At 67.4% G+C, this 18,213-nt stretch carries 14 protein-coding genes and 2 pseudogenes; 10 read left to right on the forward strand and 6 right to left on the reverse strand.

The annotated features are described in order from the left end of the window. The first annotated feature begins 228 nt into the window (after positions 1 to 228). The 4 genes and pseudogenes from E4V01_RS24330 to tnpB all read left to right on the forward strand — a co-directional run bounded on the left by E4V01_RS24330 (position 229) and on the right by tnpB (position 3,251). Entirely contained in the window at positions 229 to 2,178 is a 1,950-nt protein-coding gene (locus E4V01_RS24330; protein ID WP_135300153.1) for a sigma-54-dependent Fis family transcriptional regulator, read from the forward strand. 123 nt (positions 2,179 to 2,301) lie between these two features. Then, a pseudogene (locus E4V01_RS24335) lies at positions 2,302 to 2,511 on the forward strand (alpha-hydroxy-acid oxidizing protein); the annotation flags it as partial. Positions 2,512 to 2,684: 173 nt separating this feature from the next. Beyond that, on the forward strand, positions 2,685 to 2,978 hold the full coding sequence (locus E4V01_RS26780) for a transposase (RefSeq protein WP_135300154.1): 294 nt from the start codon (positions 2,685 to 2,687) through the stop codon (positions 2,976 to 2,978). A 42-nt stretch (positions 2,979 to 3,020) separates the two neighbouring features. Next, positions 3,021 to 3,251, forward strand: a complete 231-nt coding sequence (tnpB, locus tag E4V01_RS24345; protein ID WP_135300155.1) for an IS66 family insertion sequence element accessory protein TnpB — start codon at positions 3,021 to 3,023, stop codon at positions 3,249 to 3,251. Positions 3,252 to 3,527: 276 nt separating this feature from the next. On the opposite strand, the gene E4V01_RS24350 is transcribed toward tnpB, so the two are convergent. Together E4V01_RS24350 and E4V01_RS24355 are read right to left on the reverse strand one after the other, a co-directional pair. Further along, complete coding sequence (locus E4V01_RS24350) at positions 3,528 to 3,893, reverse strand: ribbon-helix-helix domain-containing protein (protein WP_083530767.1); 366 nt, start codon at positions 3,891 to 3,893, stop codon at positions 3,528 to 3,530. Positions 3,894 to 4,298: 405 nt separating this feature from the next. Continuing rightward, positions 4,299 to 5,399 (reverse strand): glycerol dehydrogenase, encoded by a 1,101-nt coding sequence (locus E4V01_RS24355; RefSeq protein ID WP_135300156.1) that lies wholly within the window; start codon positions 5,397 to 5,399, stop codon positions 4,299 to 4,301. 632 nt (positions 5,400 to 6,031) lie between these two features. Between E4V01_RS24355 and E4V01_RS24360 the strand changes: the two genes are divergently transcribed. The 6 genes from E4V01_RS24360 (at position 6,032) to E4V01_RS24385 (ending at position 11,035) form a co-directional block, all read left to right on the forward strand. Next, entirely contained in the window at positions 6,032 to 6,436 is a 405-nt protein-coding gene (locus E4V01_RS24360) for a VOC family protein (protein ID WP_135300157.1), read from the forward strand. Positions 6,437 to 6,597: 161 nt separating this feature from the next. Then, positions 6,598 to 7,131, forward strand: a complete 534-nt coding sequence (locus E4V01_RS24365) for a Twin-arginine translocation pathway signal (protein WP_060768970.1) — start codon at positions 6,598 to 6,600, stop codon at positions 7,129 to 7,131. 100 nt (positions 7,132 to 7,231) lie between these two features. Further along, complete coding sequence (locus E4V01_RS24370) at positions 7,232 to 8,800, forward strand: GMC family oxidoreductase (RefSeq protein WP_135300158.1); 1,569 nt, start codon at positions 7,232 to 7,234, stop codon at positions 8,798 to 8,800. A 160-nt stretch (positions 8,801 to 8,960) separates the two neighbouring features. Beyond that, the gene (locus E4V01_RS24375; protein ID WP_060768972.1) at positions 8,961 to 9,692 is read left to right on the forward strand and encodes an MIP/aquaporin family protein; all 732 of its coding nucleotides are present in this window, start codon (positions 8,961 to 8,963) and stop codon (positions 9,690 to 9,692) included. A gap of 217 nt (positions 9,693 to 9,909) precedes the next feature. Continuing rightward, on the forward strand, positions 9,910 to 10,371 hold the full coding sequence (locus tag E4V01_RS24380; RefSeq protein ID WP_135300159.1) for a hypothetical protein: 462 nt from the start codon (positions 9,910 to 9,912) through the stop codon (positions 10,369 to 10,371). 241 nt (positions 10,372 to 10,612) lie between these two features. Continuing rightward, complete coding sequence (locus E4V01_RS24385; RefSeq protein ID WP_135300160.1) at positions 10,613 to 11,035, forward strand: hypothetical protein; 423 nt, start codon at positions 10,613 to 10,615, stop codon at positions 11,033 to 11,035. Between the two features lie 84 nt (positions 11,036 to 11,119). On the opposite strand, the gene E4V01_RS26620 is transcribed toward E4V01_RS24385, so the two are convergent. The 4 genes and pseudogenes from E4V01_RS26620 to E4V01_RS24405 all read right to left on the reverse strand — a co-directional run bounded on the left by E4V01_RS26620 (position 11,120) and on the right by E4V01_RS24405 (position 18,115). Further along, entirely contained in the window at positions 11,120 to 15,355 is a 4,236-nt protein-coding gene (locus tag E4V01_RS26620) for an S-layer family protein (protein ID WP_256371275.1), read from the reverse strand. A gap of 106 nt (positions 15,356 to 15,461) precedes the next feature. Further along, a pseudogene (locus E4V01_RS26785) lies at positions 15,462 to 16,745 on the reverse strand (hypothetical protein); the annotation flags it as partial. 199 nt (positions 16,746 to 16,944) lie between these two features. After that, positions 16,945 to 17,178 carry a hypothetical protein gene (locus tag E4V01_RS25930; RefSeq protein ID WP_193763300.1) on the reverse strand — a complete coding sequence of 78 codons (234 nt, stop codon included), beginning with the start codon at positions 17,176 to 17,178 and terminating at the stop codon, positions 16,945 to 16,947. A 436-nt stretch (positions 17,179 to 17,614) separates the two neighbouring features. Continuing rightward, a complete protein-coding gene (locus E4V01_RS24405) occupies positions 17,615 to 18,115 on the reverse strand; it encodes a transposase (protein ID WP_245517692.1) in 501 nt (166 codons plus the stop codon). Positions 18,116 to 18,213 lie beyond the last annotated feature (98 nt).

Genomic DNA, 18,213 nt, shown 5'->3' on the forward strand with positions numbered 1-18,213 from the left:
GCTAGTCCCTTTTCCATGGAGACGCCGTTAAAAATCTTGGATGCCATCCCGTCACGACAAGTGCGAATCAATCGTCATCCAAGCTGTCTCGGTTCGTGGTTCAAGCCATTCCTTCGTCGGCATTCCCAGCGAGTGCGCTTTAATTAAAATTTTCATCGGTTTCACAATCTCTTCCAGTACGCGTCCCGGAGGTTTATTGATCGGAAGTGATTGCAGGGAGCAGTATCGGTGGCCTATGCTCAAACCCATGTCGATAGGGTTCTGAAGATCATCGGCCAGGGCGTTCCGACGCCGACGGCCGAGCGTGGCGAACTGCTCATTCAGAAGTCGTGGCTGCGCTGCGCCAACCATTACGGCCTCGACCCAGCCCTGAGACCCCGCATCCGCATCGAAACGGCGCAACGCCTGCGTCACAGTCGGGACTCGATCGGAGATTTCCTCGACGTCGCGAAATCCGGCATGCGCCAGCTCTACCGGCACGTCGCCGATCTCGGCTACATCATGCTGATCGCCGACGCGCAGGGCGTGACCATCGACTATATCGGCAACGGCGACCTCGATGCGTCCCTGCGCGGGGCTGGCCTCACCGTCGGCGCGAACTGGGGAGAAGCGCTGTCGGGGACGAACGGCATCGGCACTTGCCTTGCCGAGGCCCAGACCGTGACCTGTCACCGCGACGATCACTTCTACCTCGGCAACATCAGCCTGAGCTGCACGGCGACACCGCTGCGCGGTCCGGACGGCGAGATTCTCGGAGCGCTCGACGTCTCCGCGGTGTCCTCACCCGAGCAGCGCGAGAGCCAGTATCTTGTCCGGCGCCTCACCCGCCTTCACGGTCAGATGATCGAGAACGCCTACTTCGTGCGGCGTCACCCGGATGCCTTCATCGTCCGGCTCGGCGACTCGACGCCGCTCTCCGACGTGCAGCCCGCCCCCCTGCTCGCCTGCGATGCGGATGGCGTCGTCATCGGGGCGGACCATGCGGCCCGGCGCCGGCTGAACGCCGTGGAGGATGCCGGCCTGCTCGGCCTGCCGCTCACCGAAGTGCTCGATTTCGGTGCCCACGACCTCAATGCCATCCTCAAACCGACGATGCAGCAGGTCAGGCCGGTCCTGCGCGATCGGGACGGGCGCGCCTACCATGTGTCGGTTCTCATGCCGCGCGTGGCGGCACCCCTGAAATCCATCGCCGTGCTCCGGCCGGCCAAGCCGAGTCCGCTCGCCGCACTGGGGGCCAACGACGCGACGCTCTCAGACTTGGTGCGGCGCGCCGTACGCCTCGTCGACCGGTCGATCCATATCCTCATCCAGGGCGAAACGGGGGCGGGCAAGGAAGTGTTCGCCCGGGCGCTCCACGAGGCCAGCCAGCGCGCCGCGCGTCCGTTCGTGGCCATCAACTGCGCATCGCTGCCCGAGTCGCTGATCGAGAGCGAGCTGTTCGGCTACGCGCCCGGTACCTTCACGGGGGCGCGGTCCCAGGGGCGCAAGGGACTGATCCAGAAGGCGGATGGCGGGACCCTGTTCCTCGACGAGATCGGCGACATGCCTCTGCTCCTGCAGAGCCGACTCCTGCGGGTCATCGCGGAGAACGAGGTGCTCCCCCTCGGCGCCGACGATCCGATCCGGGTCTCCCTCAACGTCATCGCGGCCTCGCACCGCGATCTGCGGACGATGATGCGCGCGGGCGAGTTCCGCGAGGATCTCTATTACCGCCTCTGCGGTGCCGCCTTCGCCCTACCCGCGCTCCGCGACCGCCAGGACATCGAAGCCCTGACCCGGACCATTCTGGCGGGGCTCCTGGGCTGCGAGCCGGACGCCGTATCGATCGACGCGCCGCTCCGCGATCTGTTCAAGGCCTATGCCTGGCCCGGCAATATCCGCGAACTGATCGCCGTCCTCCGCTACGCATCGGCGGTCCTGGACGGCCGCACCATGACGTTGCGCGACCTTCCCACGGAGATCGGCCCGCTCAGTACCGGATGCCGGCGGCAGGATCTTGCACGGCCCAGGGGCCCATCGGACGCCCGTGACGAGGACGAGGCCCGGGACCTGAGGGTGGTCCTGGAACGACATCGCTGGAGCGTGCCGGACACGGCGAAAGACCTCGGCTGCAGCCGGGCAACACTCTACCGCCGGATCAAGCGGCTCGGGATACAGACACCGCGAGGCGCCATTTGATCTGATCCCTGCATCCCGACCGCCGGCTCAGCGAGTCGGAGTGTCCGCTCTTGCCGAATCCGTTCGTCCGATCCGGCTGCACGCTCACGCGCCGCGCCGCGCGATGGCGCCGATTGCCTTACGGGACGATTGTTCGGCGTCTCGTCGCTCGGCACGGTCAGCCCGGAGGAGGCGCGCCGGGTCAGCAGCGGCCCGCAGGTCTACCATTTCTATTGTCACAAGAACCGTGGGCTGAACCGGGAGATGATGGCCCGTGCCAAGATGGACAGCATCGAGGTCATGCTGCTGACCGTCGACAGCATCACCAGCGGCAACGTGGAGCGCGACAAGCGCATTTCTGCCTGAAGGGGGTGATGTCACTCGAGGATGCGAAGCGCGCCGTGGAAATCGGCTGCACGGGCATCGTCCGTAAGCGCTCGGTGACGGCTGCCTTGTGCGGATAGGGCTCGGGTCTGGATACAGGTGATGGCGCGGGATGGCGCTGTATCGGCGCTGTGTCTGGACCTATGAGGAGCACGCCTCACATCGTCGTCGCGGGAACGCGACGGACCTGGTCGCCCGAGCGGAAGCGCGCGATCCTCGCCGAGGCGGACGATCCGGCGACGACGGCTTCCGAGGTGGCACGTCGGCACGGGCTTCATGCGAGCCTGCTGTTCCGCTGGCGCCGTGCCCTGCGGGCCGGAGCGCCTGCACCGATGGCCGGCTCCCCCCTCCAGCGTCCGGGACGAGCCGCTCCATCCCGGCGGCATCGAGATCGAGCTGGCCGGCGGTCATCGGGGGCGCGCCGAGGCGGGCGCTGAGGTCGCCCTCCTGCAGGGCGTGATCGCGGCGCTCCTGGGACGATGATCCCGGTCCCCTCCGGTTCCCGGGTCTGGCTGGCGACCGGCCGCACCGACATGCGCAAGGGCTTCGACGGCCTGGCCAGCCTCGTGCAGGATCACCTCGCGCGGGATCCGTTCTCGGGACAGGCCTTCGTCTTCCGCGGGCGGCAGGGGCACTTGATCAACGGGCTGTGGCGGGACGGCCAGGGCCTGTGGGTCCCACATCCTTGGAACCTCTGCAGAGGAGGTTGATTCCATCACCGGACCGGTCGTGAGCGCGCAGGCGCTGCTCGCGGTGGTCGGCTGGAGGGCCCTCCGGAATGGCCGACACGATCCCCTCGCGAGCCCCGTCCTGGTCCGACCTGCCTTCGGACCGGAGAGCGAGACTGATCGTGCTGATCGGCCGGCTGGCGGCGCGGTGCCTGGACATCCTCGTCGAGGAGACCACGCATGATCCGGGTCGCCCGCTCCCCTCCTTCTTGCATCGAGCCCGCTACAGGGCGCAGGGATCATGCGGGTCCGGCCGCGTTAGGCGATTTTGGCCTCGCGTGGGCGACCGTGGCGCAGGCCGAAGCGGGGAGCGTCCTGGGAATTGGCACAGGCGCGCGATTGCCAGGAGACAGTCCCCCCCGTCGCCTGCAGTTCCAGATGCGTGAGGCAGGCGCACCGCAGCAGGGAGGTGAAGTTGCGCGCTTCACCGTGGCGATCGAGCACCTCGTCGTACAGGACCGTGAGGAAGCGCGGGAGCGAGACGTCCTGGGACGCCGCGAGGTCCTCCAGCACGCGCCAGAACATCGTCTCCAGCCGGATCGAGGTCGAATGCCCGCCCAGGCGGACCGAGCGCGTTTCTCCGTCGTACTGGGTCGAGGGCAGATTTGAGAACAGTCCACACATCGCGTTCGTCCCGGATCCGATGAGGCAGAGTAGGAGAGGTCCGGGCGCCGGATCAATTGCGGTTCCGGCGACGGGCGCCGGGAAGCGGGAGAATCACGGCCTGTATGTCATGCGGAATCCAGATTAGTGCCTCGATATACGGGTTTAGCTTCTCTCGGACCCCGCGCCGCGATGAGGCGGAAGGACCGGCGAAGGCCGACCTGCTCCGCGACTTCGCAGCGATGTGGATAAATCCCGGCGCAGGGCGGGTTAGTCGGTCGACGGAAAGTCCCGACCGTGAGACTGGAGACGCGAAATCTGTCTCACGTCTCACAGGGGCGGCTTGAAGGTCCTCGCTCAATCGGAAGGCCCGCCTGCGCCGGGGCGGCGAGGCAGGCTCCGCGGGGCGGGGATCGATGCGCCCGGTCAGGCCGCCGAGACGCCCGCCGCCAGGAGATCCGTGGCCAGTATGGCGTCGGCGATAGCGTCGTCGGTGAAGTGCGGCGATAGGTTCTGCAGGGTGTCGTTCGGGCTGTTGGCGAGTTCGCCCACCTTAACGAGATCGCGGCGCGAGACGCCCTCGATATGCAGTTCCCGCAGCGATACCGGCATCCGGATCGCGCGGAAGAGGCGCACGAAGCGCTCGAACTCCGCGATCGGCTGCTGGTCGAGCACGAGCTGGACGAGAATGCCGTAGGCGACCTTCTCACCGTGGGTGAGGTGATGGATGTCGCCCTCGAGCGCCGTGAAGCCGTTGTGGATCGCGTGGGCGGCCGCCAGCCCGCCGTTCTCGAAGCCGAGGCCGGACAGGAGCGTGGCCGCCTCCACCACCGCCTCTACCGCCGGAGTTACGAGGCCCTTCTCGACAGCCCGGTAGGCGCTCAAGCCGTGGGCGAAGAGCGTGTCCTCGCAGACCTGCGCGATGGCGCCGCCGGCGATGGTCTGTGCGCCCCCCGCCATCGTGCGCGCGCGGTTGCGCCACGTGGCCTTGGCCTCGACGTTCGTGGCCAGTCCGTCGGCGATGCCCGACGCGAACAGCCGCACCGGCGCCCTGGCGCAGACGGCCGTGTCCACGAGGACGAGATCCGGGTTCTTGGAATAGAACCGGTAGGTCTCGAACACGCCGTCCGGCGAATAGATCACCGACAGCGCGCTGCAAGGTGCGTCCGTCGAGGCGATGGTGGGGACGATGGCCACGGGCAGGCCGAGGTCGTCGGCGGTGGCCTTGGCGGTATCCATCGCCTTGCCGCCACCCATGCCGACGATCACCTCGGCGCCCGCCTCGCGCGCCAGGCCCGCCATGCGGCGGATCTCGGCGTTCGAAGCCTCGCCCCCGAACGCCTCGCGGCGGAAGGTGAGCTTGTCCTGCATCGCCGCCTCGGCGTCGCGCCCGACGATGCCCCAGGCGGTGTCGTCGGCCAGGATGAAGGCGTTCCGGCCGAGGGCCGACAGATGCTCGCCGAGATGGGCGATCATGCCGGCGCCCTGGACGTAGCGCGAGGGCGACGCGAAGACCCATTTTGCCATTGTTCTCTCCCTTGCTGGTCTTGCTAGTTCGTCGAGGTCCGGGGACGGTGGCGTTCCGTGGTGCCGGACGACGCTGGTCTTTCGCCGCACGCATGCGACGCGGCAGGCGAGGAGCCCGATGGCCCGGTGGCTCAGCAGACCGGCGAGGCTCTCGCCTGCCATCTACGATTTTGGGGATTCAGTCCAGATAAATATTGCGGGTTACCGATGTTTTTCAGCAAAGCTCTCAATTTTAGACTGTGGTAACATCATACTACCCGAGCCGTTATTGATTCTATATTCTCCATCCGGCTGCGCTTGCGCTGGACGAGACGCTCGCGCGCACCGTGCTCGCGCCGGACGACAGCGTTCTGGTCCAGCCGAGCCGCGCTTCGCCCCGGCAGCCCTGCCGCGACAGTCGCGAGCCCTTCCGCGAGCCCGTCCCGCTCCCGAATGCGTGGACACAATACGACATATGGGGGCGGTCTCGTTTTCCGGGGTCTCGGCTTACCTTGCAAAATACCGGGATTCGGCCCCGGAGCGCAGCAAGCCACGATGCAGTATCATGCTACTACCGCGTCGTTCTGGAGAAGTTCTAGTGTGTCATGGTGGTTGGCGGTGGCAGGTTCGGGTCGCCGCGGTGAGGAAAGCCCATGAACGACGTTCCCAAGCTCATCCATTCGATGATCCGTGTCCGCGACGAGGCGGCATCCGTGGCTTTCTATAAAACGGCTTTCTCCCTCGACATTGCCGATCGGCTGGACTTCGAGAGCTTCACGCTGATCTACATGTCGAACGCTCAATCCGGCTTCGAGCTGGAACTGACGGTCAACAAGGGCCAGGACGGGGCCTACCATCTCGGGAGCGGCTACGGGCATCTCGCCGTCTCGGTCGCCGATCTCGAGGCGGCGCACCGGCGCATGGGCGAGGCCGGCCTCGGGCCGAAGGACATCAAGTCCCTGCGCCATCCGAGCGGCGGAACCGCGCGGTTCTTCTTCATCGAGGATCCGGACGGCTACAAGATCGAGGTCCTCGAACGCGGATGGCGCTTCGCCTAGAGCATCATCCCGAAGGGTCGCTGCCGACTTTCGGGAAAAAGATGATGCAGAAACAGTAAGCGAGCGCCTCGTCCGCGCGCGTCCTCTTTCGAAGGACGGCGCCGGCCCGCCACGCGACTGCACGACACGGAACGAACGAACGAGGGAGGAAGCGAATGAGGATGCAGGACAAGGAGCCCGCGCGCCTATCCCGCCGCGTGTTCCTGGGGGCGGCCGGTTCCACGCTGCTGGCCGTGGCGATCATGCCGGATGGGCTCGTGACCGGGAGGGCCTGGGCGCAGATGCCGAAGGCGACGAAGCCCGAGACGTTGGCGTCCCTCGTCCAGATGTCACGCGACTGCTACCCTCACGCTCGCGTCGCCGACCGGTTCTATGCCGCCGCGGTCCGGATCCTCGACGAGGCGGCGCGCGCCGCCCCGGTGGAACTCGACCTCCTCGAGGACGGGATGGCCGCCCTCGACAGGGAGGCCGCTGCCCGCCATCGCGTGCCCTACGCCAAGATCGAGCGAGAGGCGGACCGGGACGCCCTGCTCAAGGCGATCGAGCCGACTCCCTTCTTCCAGAAGGTGCGCTCCAACCTCATCGTCGGCCTCTACAACCAGAAGGAGCTGTGGCCGATCTTCGGCTACGAGGGTGCCTCGTTCGACAAGGGCGGCTACCTGCATCGCGGCTTCGACGACATTAACTGGCTCTGACCCGAACCCGGCGCCCCGCGCCGACGCGCACGTGTTCGCCGCCCGGACCGACGATCCCGCATGAAGACGGGGTCGGGCCGGCGCGGAGCAGGAGGAAACCATGTCAGCCCCTTACGATCTCAACGACGGCTCGGTGTTCGTCATCGTCGGCTCGGGTGCCGGCGGCGGAACCCTCGGCACGCAGCTCGCCCTCAAGGGCATCGACACCGTTATCCTGGAAGCCGGCGACCGGCACGAGACCTTCGATTTCCTCAACGACGAGTGGGATTCGTTCTCCCAGCTCGCCTGGAAGGACAAGCGCTTTGCCACGGGTTCCTGGCAGGTCGCCGAGGATTTCCCGAATCTGCCGGCCTGGATCGTGAAGGCGGTCGGTGGCTCGACGGTGCACTGGGCGGGCGCCTCCCTGCGCTTCCAGGCCCATGAGTTCAAGACGCGCACGCATTACGGCGACGTGGCGGGCGCCACCCTGCTCGATTGGCCGATCGATCTGTCCGAGATGGAGCCCTGGTACGCCATGGCCGAGGACAGGATGGGCGTGACGCGCACCAACGGCATCCCCGGCCTGCCGGGCAACAACAACTTCAAGGTCATGGAGGCCGGTGCGCGCAAGATCGGCTACAAGGAGGTCAGCACCGGCCGGATGGCGATCAATTCCGAGCCGCGCGACGAGCGCGCCTCCTGCATGCAGATCGGGTTCTGCTTCCAGGGCTGCAAGTCCGGCGCGAAATGGTCAACCCTCATCGCCGAGATCCCGAAGGGCGAGGCGACCGGCCGGCTCGAAGTTCGGTCGGGCTGCCAGGTTCTGAGGATCGAGCACAACGCCGCCGGCAAGGTCTCGGGCGTCGTCTACGCCGACAAGCAGGGCGTCGAACACCGCCAGAAGGCGCGCGCGGTCGCAGTGGCCGGCAACTCCCTCGAGAGCCCGCGCCTGCTGCTGAACTCGCACTCGGCCCGGTTCCCGGACGGGCTGGCCAATTCCTCCGGCCAGGTCGGGCGCAACTACATGCGCCACACCACAGGCTCGGTCTACGGCATCTTCGACAAGCCGGTGAACATGCATCGCGGCACCACCATGGCCGGGATCGTGCGCGACGAGGCCCGGCACGACCCGAGCCGGGGCTTTGTCGGCGGCTACGAGTTCGAGACGATCTCCCTCGGCCTGCCCTTCATGGCGGCCTTCCTCGACCCGTCGAAATGGGGCCGCGACTTCGCGAGTGCCCTCGACAACTACCGCAACACGGCCGGCCTCTGGATCGTCGGCGAAGACATGCCCCGGGCGGAGAACCGGATCACCCTCGCCGAGGACAAGGACGCCTTCGGCATGCCGGTCGCCTCGGTCCGTTACGACGATCACCCGAATGACAAGGCCATGCGCAACCACGCCTACCGGCAGGGCAGCGCGATCTACGACGCGGTGGGCGCGGTCCGGACCATCCAAACCCCGCCCTATCCTTCGACTCATAATCTCGGCACCAACCGGATGAGCGAGAAGGCGCGCGACGGCGTCGTCAACCGCTTCGGCCAAGCCCACGATGTGGCGAATCTGTTCGTCTCGGACGGCTCGCAATTCACGACCGGCGCGGCGGAGAACCCCACGCTGACCATCGTCGCCCTCGCCCTGCGCCAGGCCGACCACATCGCCGGACGGATGAGCCGCGGCGAGATCTGACCGGCCCGCCGGACCCGCCATCACCGCTCATCGACACGGACGCCGGGGGACAAGCCTCCCGGCGAACGCGCCGGCCTGCGCCTCTCCTACGCCCGGGGGGAAGCGGGAACGGACGCGGCTGGGACGACACGAAACAACGATCGAATGGGGGGAGGACAGCATGACGTCGCCATTTCTGGGTGAACTTCTCGGGACGATGGTCCTGATCATCATGGGCAACGGCGTCGTGGCCGGCACGCTGCTCCGGGGATCGAAGGCGGAGGGGAGCGGCTGGGTCGCGATCACCGCCGGGTGGGCCTTCGCGGTGCTCGGCGCGATCTTCGTGGCCACCGCCACGGGCAGCGGCGACGCCCACATCAACCCGGCGGTGACGCTGGCCGCCGCGATCAACTCGGGCGACTGGAGCAAGCTCCCGGTCTACGTCCCGGCCCAGATGATCGGTGCGTTCCTCGGTGCCGCGGTGGTCTGGCTGCACTACCTGCCGCATTGGGGCGCGACCGAGGACCAGGGCCTGAAGCTCGCCTGCTTCTGCACCGCGCCGGCGATCCGGAAGCCCGGCGCCAACTGGCTCTCCGAGATCATCGGAACCTTCATGCTCGTCCTCATCGTCGGCGCCCTGCTGTCGAAGGCGGTGGGCAACGCGGGCAGCATTCCGACGGGGCTTGCGCCCTATCTCGTCGGCATGGTGATCTGGGGCATCGGCCTCTCCCTCGGCGGCACCACGGGCTACGGCATCAACCCCGCCCGCGATTTCGGCCCCCGCTGCGCCCACGCGCTCCTGCCGATCGCCGGAAAGGGCGGCTCGGACTGGGGATACGCCCTGATCCCCCTCGCCGCGCCCCTGGTGGGTGCCGCCGCGGCAGCCCTAGCGATCCGGATGATCGGGTTCTGACCCGGGCTGCGTAAGAGTGCCTCGCAAAACTCCCGGTCTCTGACCGTTCTCGCTCTGGCGATGACAGCGCGGCGGGAGTTTTGTGAGAGACACCAAGGACGGAAGGCTCGGGGGCGTCTCATCCGCCTCCCGAGGGCATCACGAGCGAACGCGGCGCCCTCCGTTCGCGGCACGAGGGACTCGCCAAGCGCGCAAGCGGGGAGCGGACGATCTCGGCATGGGAATTTCGAGGGTCGGTCCCTACGACGGGCTTCTGGCGTTCGCGCTGAATGACATCGAACTCGACATGCTCCGCGTGAAGGAGCACGCCGGTGATGCGAAGTGGGTCGAGCAGGTGAAGCACGCCACCGAGCGCGCCAAGAACATGCAGGCGATGATGGCCTCGCCGGAGTTCCGGGTGTTCCGGACGACGATGCTTCCCGCGGAGACGCTCGCGACCGTTCAGGGACTTCCCTCGGCTGACCGCGCCCTGGCCCAGGTGCGACAGGCCGGCAGTCCCTTCCTCCGAATGACCATCAGCCGAGCAGGGACTGATAAGTGTAGCGGCCTGCAATGCTGCTTGCCCGGACGCGCAATAGAAGGGCGTTTTGGGCGCACGATGCCTGAGACGGCCGGGTGCGGCGGGCGCGGGTTGCGTGAGACGGGAACCACGCTCGTTGAGACGGACGCACGCTCGTGATCCGGCGGCGCGGGGCGAGCGCCGGCAACCATCCGTCAGGGAAAGGCGATGCGCGCAGCCACATCGAGCGACAGCGGCGTGTCGGCGGTGATCTCCGGCCGGTCCGGGGTGCGAATGCCTCGCCTCATCCGCGCCCCTCGTGCCGAAATGCAGACGGAGATTTCGGCGAACACCTGATCGGATGACGAGATGCCGTTGGTCGCCTACGCAGAAGCGTAGTCATTGGCCTCGATGCCCTGCCATGCCGATCCGGCGCGAGCACCGCTTCTTCTACCCGATCGACTGGCCGCAGCTCTCGGTGGTGATCCGCTTCGGCCGCGCCAAGGGCCGGTGCGAGGGATGCGGGCGGCCGCAAGGGCGAACGGTGGTCCATCGCGGCGACGGGCGCTGGTGGGATGATGAGGCGATCTCTTGGCGCGATGGAGCGGGGAAGATCATCGGCCTCGTGGTCGGCGCTGACGATGTGCTCGGGACGGCTCGGACGACCCGGGTGGTGCTCGCCACGGCGCATTGGAACCACGAGACGGCCGACAACGCCCCGACCAACCTCGCGGCGTTCTGCCAGCGCTGCGGCATGGTCCACGACCGGCCCGAGCATCAGCGGTGGCTGACGCTGTTTCGGCGGCGGGCGCTGGGCGACCTGTTTCATGGGCCCTACGGGTAGCTGGGCACGCCAGCTGAACACGAAACGGTGAACGCGGCGGCTGGTCGGTGGAATCGCAGGCTTGGCGACGGCCGGCCTCGATCTTCAGAACTCACCCGCCATACCGGCGCGCAAACCTTGCTGATTGGCTTGGCTGTAACTGTATCCGGCCGTCACCGCGATCGGGATTACGGTGTCGAGCCGATGCGCGACACCGATGCCACCGGCCCACTCTCCTCGGAACGTTGCGCCATTGACCGTCCAGCTGGTGCGGCCGGGCTGTGAAGGCATTGAGGCTGACGTCATGGCCATGGCTGCCGCGACGCCCTGGCGTGCCTCGCGCCGTGTCGCCGTGGCGTATTGGCCGAGGCCGCTGATCTGCGCTCCCAGATTTTCGACTTGGGTCGCCAGTCCGGCGATCTGACCCGGCCCGTAGCCGGAGGTGGCCAAGTTGCCGGAGGCATCCGCCGTCACGAATGTGGTGGGGCCGGTCTGCGCCGCCCGGCTTTGGGCTGAGCCGACGCCTGCCAAGGTGTAGCTGCTGCGTTGGGAGCCGATGGCGATCTGGTTGGCGCGCATCGTCGTCACGCCGGCGCCGATGGCGACGGCGTTGTCCTGCTTCGCCGCGGCACCCCGTCCCAGAGCCACCGCGTCGATGCCCTCGGCGCTGGCGCTGACACCGAGGACGGTGGCACCCGCGCCGCCAGCGTAGGCCGAGCGGCCGATCGCCGTACTATTTTCGCCGGTGGCGGCGGCAAAGGCGCCGAAGGCCGAGGCCTCGTTCCCACTCGCGAGCGTGCTGAAGCCGACGGCGGTGGTCGGGTCGGCGATGGCCCGTGCGCCGTAACCGATGGCGGTCGATCCGTCCCAGGTCGCCTGGGAGCCCGTGCCGATCGCCGTCGTCGCGGCAGCCATCGCTTGGCTCCCTTGCCCATAGGCTGTGCTATCGACGCCGCTCGCGATGCTGCTGGCGCCGACCGCTGTGGTCCGGTCCCCTATGGCCGTGCTGTCGTAGCCGATGCTGGTCGTACCACCCCCCAGCGAAGTCGTCATGGACCCCACGGCGACGCTGGCACGTCCTGTGGCCGTAGCGCCGTAGCCGCTGGCATAGGCGTCGGACCCCGAAGCGACCGGCTTGGCAGCACTGCTGGTGTTGTTGGCCCGCACCGGGAAGTCTTGTATCTTCGCGTCGATGGCCTGAGCGGTGGTGTTGAGCTGGCCGAGATTGACGGCATCGCCGGCCGTCTTGCCGGCGGCGACGCCACTGACTTGGCGCAGTCCCTCCAGGCCGGACAGATTGACGACCGTGCCCCCGGCCTGTGCCGCGACCGTGACGGTGCCGGCCGTGCCCGTGGGCTGCAGGGCGATCGGTCCTCCGGTCGAACCGACCTGCAGGGCGGCGACCTGCTGCGTCACCGCGCGGATGTCTGTGGCATTGCGGGCCAGAGCCGTGTCGACGGCGCTCAGCGCGCTGCCGACGTCAGCGTATGTACTGCCGCGGATGCTGTAGCTCGGCGCGGTCCAGCCTCCGACGGCATCGAAGCGCGCCCCCCCGCCTAGCAGGGCCGCCATCTGGCTGTTGGCTGCAAAGAGCTGCCCACCGTTGACGGCCTCAGTCGAACCGCCGTTCAGGCCGCCTGCGGCGACGTTAACGATGCGCCGCTCGGCCCCGACACGCCCGACCGAGAGCGTATCGGCCTGATCCGCGATCGAACCATTGCCGATTGCGATGGCACGCGCCGCCATTGCCGTAGCGCCATGCCCAAGGGCTAGCGCGTCGGCGCCCGTCACGGACGGCGCTGTCAGACCGGCCGGGTTGCTCGTGGCCAGCGGCAGATCGGTGATGCGCGCGCCGACACTGGTCATCGCTGCGTTCAACTGTGCCAAGTTGACCGCATCGCTGCCGCTGGTGCCGGAAGCCAGGCCGGTCAGCTTGCGGCTGCCCTGTGTGCCGGTCAGATCGACGACGGTGCCACCTGTGCTTCCTGCCACGGTGATAGGGCCGCTGGCAGGGTTCTGCTGAACGAGGCCGATGCTGCCATCGTCCAAGCTGCCGCGCAGGGACGTTAGCGACGTCGAGAGCGAGTCAACCTGCCGATTCGTGCTGTCGAGCTGCCCGCCATTGACCGCATCGGTCGAACCGGCGGCCACCCTGCCGCCGGCCACGTTCACGACGCGCCGCTCAGCCCCTACGCTGCCGACCGAGACCGTGTCGGCCTGGGTCGCAACCGATCCGGTGCCGATGGCAACCGAGCGGGTCGCGCGCGCCGATGCGCCGTACCCGAGGGCGGTCGCGCCGCCTCCGGTGGCGGAGGCAGCGGGCAAGCCGTCCGGGTTGCTGACGGCCACGGCAGGAGCACCGCCGACGCTGAGGTTGGTCAGAGCCGCGCTGAGCTGTCCCACATTGACGGCATCGTTGGCGTTGAGGCCGGTGGCGACCCCCGTCACGCGGCGATCACCCGCGCTGCCAGTCAGGCTCACGACCGTGCCGTTCGTGGTGGCGCCCACGCTCAGGGTACGGCTTGCCGGATCCTGCTGCACGAGGCCGATCGTACCGCTCGCCAGCCCGGTCTGGAGGCTCGTCAGGCTGGCTCCGGCGGCCGTGATTGCCGTCGTGTTCATGCCAACCTGCCCCTGAAGACTTGCGACGGCCGTGCGGGTGCCCTGGCTCACGGTCTGCAGAGCGGCAATGTCAGCGGCGTTGAGGCCGGCGCGAAGGTCCAGCGCGCCGATAGCGCCCGCCACCGTGCCGAAACCCGCCCCTCCGACCGTGAAGGCCGGGCCCGTGAACGTTCCGGTACCCGCATCGAAGGCGGCACCTCCCCCCAAGCTGTTGCCGAGGCTGGTGAGGCCGCCCTGCACACCCGCGATGCGACCGTTCGCGGCGCCAAGAGCCTCGTTCGTGGCGTGCAACTGCCGCCCCGTCACCGCATCCGTCGATGCGGTCGAGAGTGTCGCGTCACCCACGTTGACGATGCGGCGCGTCGCACCGGCCGCTCCGACGGAGACCGTGTCTGCCTGATCCGCCACGGAGCCTGCGCCGAGCGCGACGCTGCGCGCGCCCGTGACCTGTGAGCCGTACCCGAGACTGAGCCCGTCGCTGCCGGTCGCGAGCGGCAGGGCGCGGCCCGAGAGGTTGTTGCTGGCGACCACCGTCGAACCGCCGCCGATGCCCGCGACGATGGTGTTAAGCTGGGCGAGATTGACCGCGTCGTTGGCGCCGGTCGCAGCCGCCACGCCCGTCACCCGTCGGTCCGCATTGCGGCTCGCGAGGCTGACGAGGCTGCCGCCCGTATCGTCGCCGATCGTGATGGGGCTGGCGTTCCCGCTCTGCCGGACGAGGCCGATGGTGCCGTTGGCCAGCCCCATCTGCAGGCTGACCAGACTGCCCGCGGTGCTGGCAAGGCCGCTTGTGTTCGCGGCCGCCTGTCCCTGGACCGTGATCAGGCCCGCGGTGTTGCTGGCGATCTCATCGGCGTGGGCGCCGACCTGGCCTCGGAGGCCGGCGAGAGCGGCGGTGTTGCTCGCGACGATCTGGTTCGTCGCAGCAAGCTGGCCACCGTTGACGGCATCGGCCGAACCGGTGGCGAGGCTGCCGGCGGCAACGCCCGTGACCTGTCGCGGACCAGCGAGGCCGGCAAGGCTGATCCGGTATCCGTCGGTGCTACCGCCGACGGAGAGGTCGCGGCTGATCGCGTCCTGCCGGATCAGACCGATCCCCCCGTTCTGAACGGCGGAGCGAAGGCCCGCGAGGTCGCCCGCCGCGCTGGTGAGGGAGGCTGCGGTCGAGCCGACCTGCCCCTGCAAACTGCTCAGTGAGGCTGTGAGGCTGCTGGCTGTGGACGTCAGCTGGCCCTGCACAACTGTAATCGCCGAGGTGTTGCCGGCGACCGCCTGGTTCACGGCATGGAGTTGCGATCCGTTCACCGCTTCGGTCGAACTCGCCGTCACCGCGCCCGCTGCGACGCCGCCGAGCTGACGGGCACCGAGGGTGCCGGCGAGGCTCACGCGTGTCCCATCCGTGAGCGCCCCCACGGTCAGGGTGCGGCTGGTCGGATCCTGGCCGACAAGACCGAGCGCCCCACCGGCGACCAGGCTGTGCAGGTTGGCGAGTCCGGTCGTGTTCGACGCGACCTGTTGATTGGTGCTGTAGAGCTGTGCGCCGTTGACGGCGTCCGTCGAGCTGCCCGCGATCAATCCCGGTGACAGGCCACGGATGCCGACGGCCCCCAGTGCGCCGCCCTTGCTGAGATCGATCGCGTTCGTTGCCGCGCCGCTGCTGCCAGAGATACTGCACCGAGAGCGTGTCGAGAGCGCCGAGGGCGCCTCCAACCGAAGCATATGAGTTGCCGCCGACACTGTAGCTCGGGGCTTGATAGGAGCCCGTGGCGGCGTCGAAGCCGGCCCCGCCGCCCAACGAGGCTGCGAGTGATTGGCCGGAGCCGCGCAATTGGCCGAGATTGACCGCGTCATTGCTGTCGACCGCGGCACCCACGCCGCTCAGCCGACGGTCACCGGCGGATCCGGCGATGCTGATCACGGCTCCGTCCGTCCCCTTCCCGATCGTCAGCGTGCGGGAGACGGCATTCTGCTGGACATGATCGGGCAGGCTCGCGACCTGATCCTGCAGGGTCTGAAGGCCGGCAGCCGTGGATGTCAGCGCCGTCGTGTTGCTCGTGAGGCGAAGATCGAGAGCCCCGAGAGCCCCGCCGACGTCCCGATAGGTGCTGCCCTGAACGGCGAAGCTTGGGGCCGTAAACAGGCCGGTGGTGGCATCGAACCTGGCGCCGCCTCCGAGGCCGCTAGCGAGGTTGTTTCCGGCGGCCGAGAGCTGACGAAGGTTGACGGCATCGGTAGGCCTGGTTCCGCCGGCCACGTTAACGATTTGCCGCTCGGCGCCCGCATCGCCGACCGACACCGCGCCTTGGGTCGAGGCGACGCCCGCGCCGCTGAAGTTCTCGATGGCGCCGGCAAGCCCCGACCGCGTGGCGACTGATCCGCTTCCGAGGGCAACGGCACCGGACGCGCTGGCCGTACTTCTCGCGCCGAGCGCGATGCCGTCGTCGGCGACGACGCTGCTGCGCAGGCCGAGGGCGAGCGCCTGATTGGCCGCTGCACTCGCACTCGAGCCCAGCGAGAGCGCGTTGACCTTGCCCACCGCGGTGACGGCACCATTGCCGAGGGCAATGGACGAGACGTCACCCGCGCTCGCGGCCGCTTCGGTAGGGCTGCCGAGGCCGGTGATGTGACCTCCGCCGATCGACAAGCCCTTGCTCGCATCGAGGGTCAGACTTGAGGCGCTGAGATTGCAGTTGCCCGGGCTGTTCACACTGACGAGATGACCGTTTGCGTCGAGAACACCCACGCGCAAGGTGATGTCTGAGAGAGGCGCGACGATTCCTTGGCTGATGTCGCCAACCAGGCCTGTGAGTGTTGATGTTAATCCGCTCACCAGAGGGAACGATGATGTGACCGGCGTCGGCGCCACAAGATGAGGCAACTGAACACCAAGTCCGGCGCAGACATTGATGAGATTTGCCGATTGCGCCTGAGCACCAGGCGCGTAAAGGAGAGCTGAGAGGCTCGACGACGAGAGAGCTGATAACAATAGTCGGCGCGCAGCCGTGGGTATTAATTGGAAATTATGCGCTTTTTGGCCTTGGATTCGTAGACGAAATCTTGTCATTGCCTGACTCGACAGCCCGTTCGCGTCCCAATTCAAGCCCCGCATTCTTAACAATGGTTTAACATCAGAAGTTGAGTAGCCAAATCGCTACGGATTTCCGATGGCGTGCAAGAATGCAACGATTCAATTGCAAATTTTTGTCCCATCGAGATAATACTCAAAAAAATATCGGCAGGCGCCGAAAGTCTATCTATCGATGGATCTATGATTGGACATTTGCCCAATAACCTTGTAATAATTATTTTTACATATCTGATGGTAATTGTCTGCGACGGATCGGCATTTGATACACAGGAAAATAGCCGAATAAATCCTGCTCGAAAGACTGCCGTGAACCTGTAGTGAGTCGATCGGCCTTCTTGAGCCTCAGCCGGACGAAAGCGACGAGGTGCAGGTCGGCCAGGGTGCTGGCGTAGCGCTCGCAGTCGTTGATGGGCCGGCGGAAGCGGTCTGAACCAGGCGTGGGTTCGCGCGACATGCGCCGATCGCGAACCCGGACCAGGACTGCGAAGGCTGCCAAGCGGTGCGCGATGCTGTCTGATGGCCGCGTCCGCAACTTGGGGTGCCGACATAGGACGGGCACAGAACCGCGCCAAGCGAACCGATAGAGAACATCGGCGGTGTCGGCGGGCTTGCGTGTGTGGATGCCCCCTGTTTGGCAAGCTTGATCTGCGATGTTTCGGCGGGGTCTTCGATCGGACGTGTGTCAGGCCTCACAATGTGGCCTTCGATGACGCCACGGGCCGGTATGCTGTGCGGAAGGCTGGGTTCCCATCGGTTCGGAGAGCTGCAAGCGCTCGAGCGCCGGGTCTGAATGTCCCTGCCTTGAACTTCGAAGTCCGTGTCGCCTACTCCTCGTCGCTCGCCCCGGCCTTGCGGCCATGGTGTGCCTTCGCCCTGTTGCGGGGCTCGGGTCACGCCATCCGGTAATCTTCCTGCCTCGTCGTCACGGCCCAGATCATCCGCGCCATTTCGTTGGCCAGCGCGACCGCCGCGACCATCTTCGGTTTGCGCGCCACGAGGGTCGCGCGCCAGCGGTTCGCGCTCCCGCCCTTGCGAACCACCCAGCGGATCACGCTCATGGCCCCGACGATGCGCAGCCGTCGGATATCGGTCTGGCCCATCTTGCTGACGGAACCGAGCTTGGCCTTGCCGCCCGTGGATCGCTGCCGTGGGACGAGGCCGAGCCAAGCGGCGAAGTTGCGTCCGCTGTCGAACGTGTCGAGATCCGGAGCGAAGGCAGCCACGGCCCCCGCGGTCACCGGCCCGATCCCCGGTGTGGTGCACAGGCGTCGTAGATCGGTGTCCGTCCGCGAGGCCGTCTCCAGTTCATCCGCCAGCCGCTCGATCACCTCCGTCAGCCTCGCGATCTGGTCGAGATGGACCGCCCCCATCGCGCGCACCGCGCCAGGCAAGTCGCCGACCTCGCCAGCACCTTGAGGTTCGCCGGCCCCTTCGGAGCGACGACGCCGAACTCGGCCAAGCGGCCACGAAGCGCGTTGATGAGCTGCGT

Origin of the sequence: Methylorubrum sp. Q1 (assembly GCF_004683995.1) — a bacterium.
In the GTDB taxonomy this organism is placed as follows: Bacteria; Pseudomonadota; Alphaproteobacteria; order Rhizobiales; family Beijerinckiaceae; genus Methylobacterium.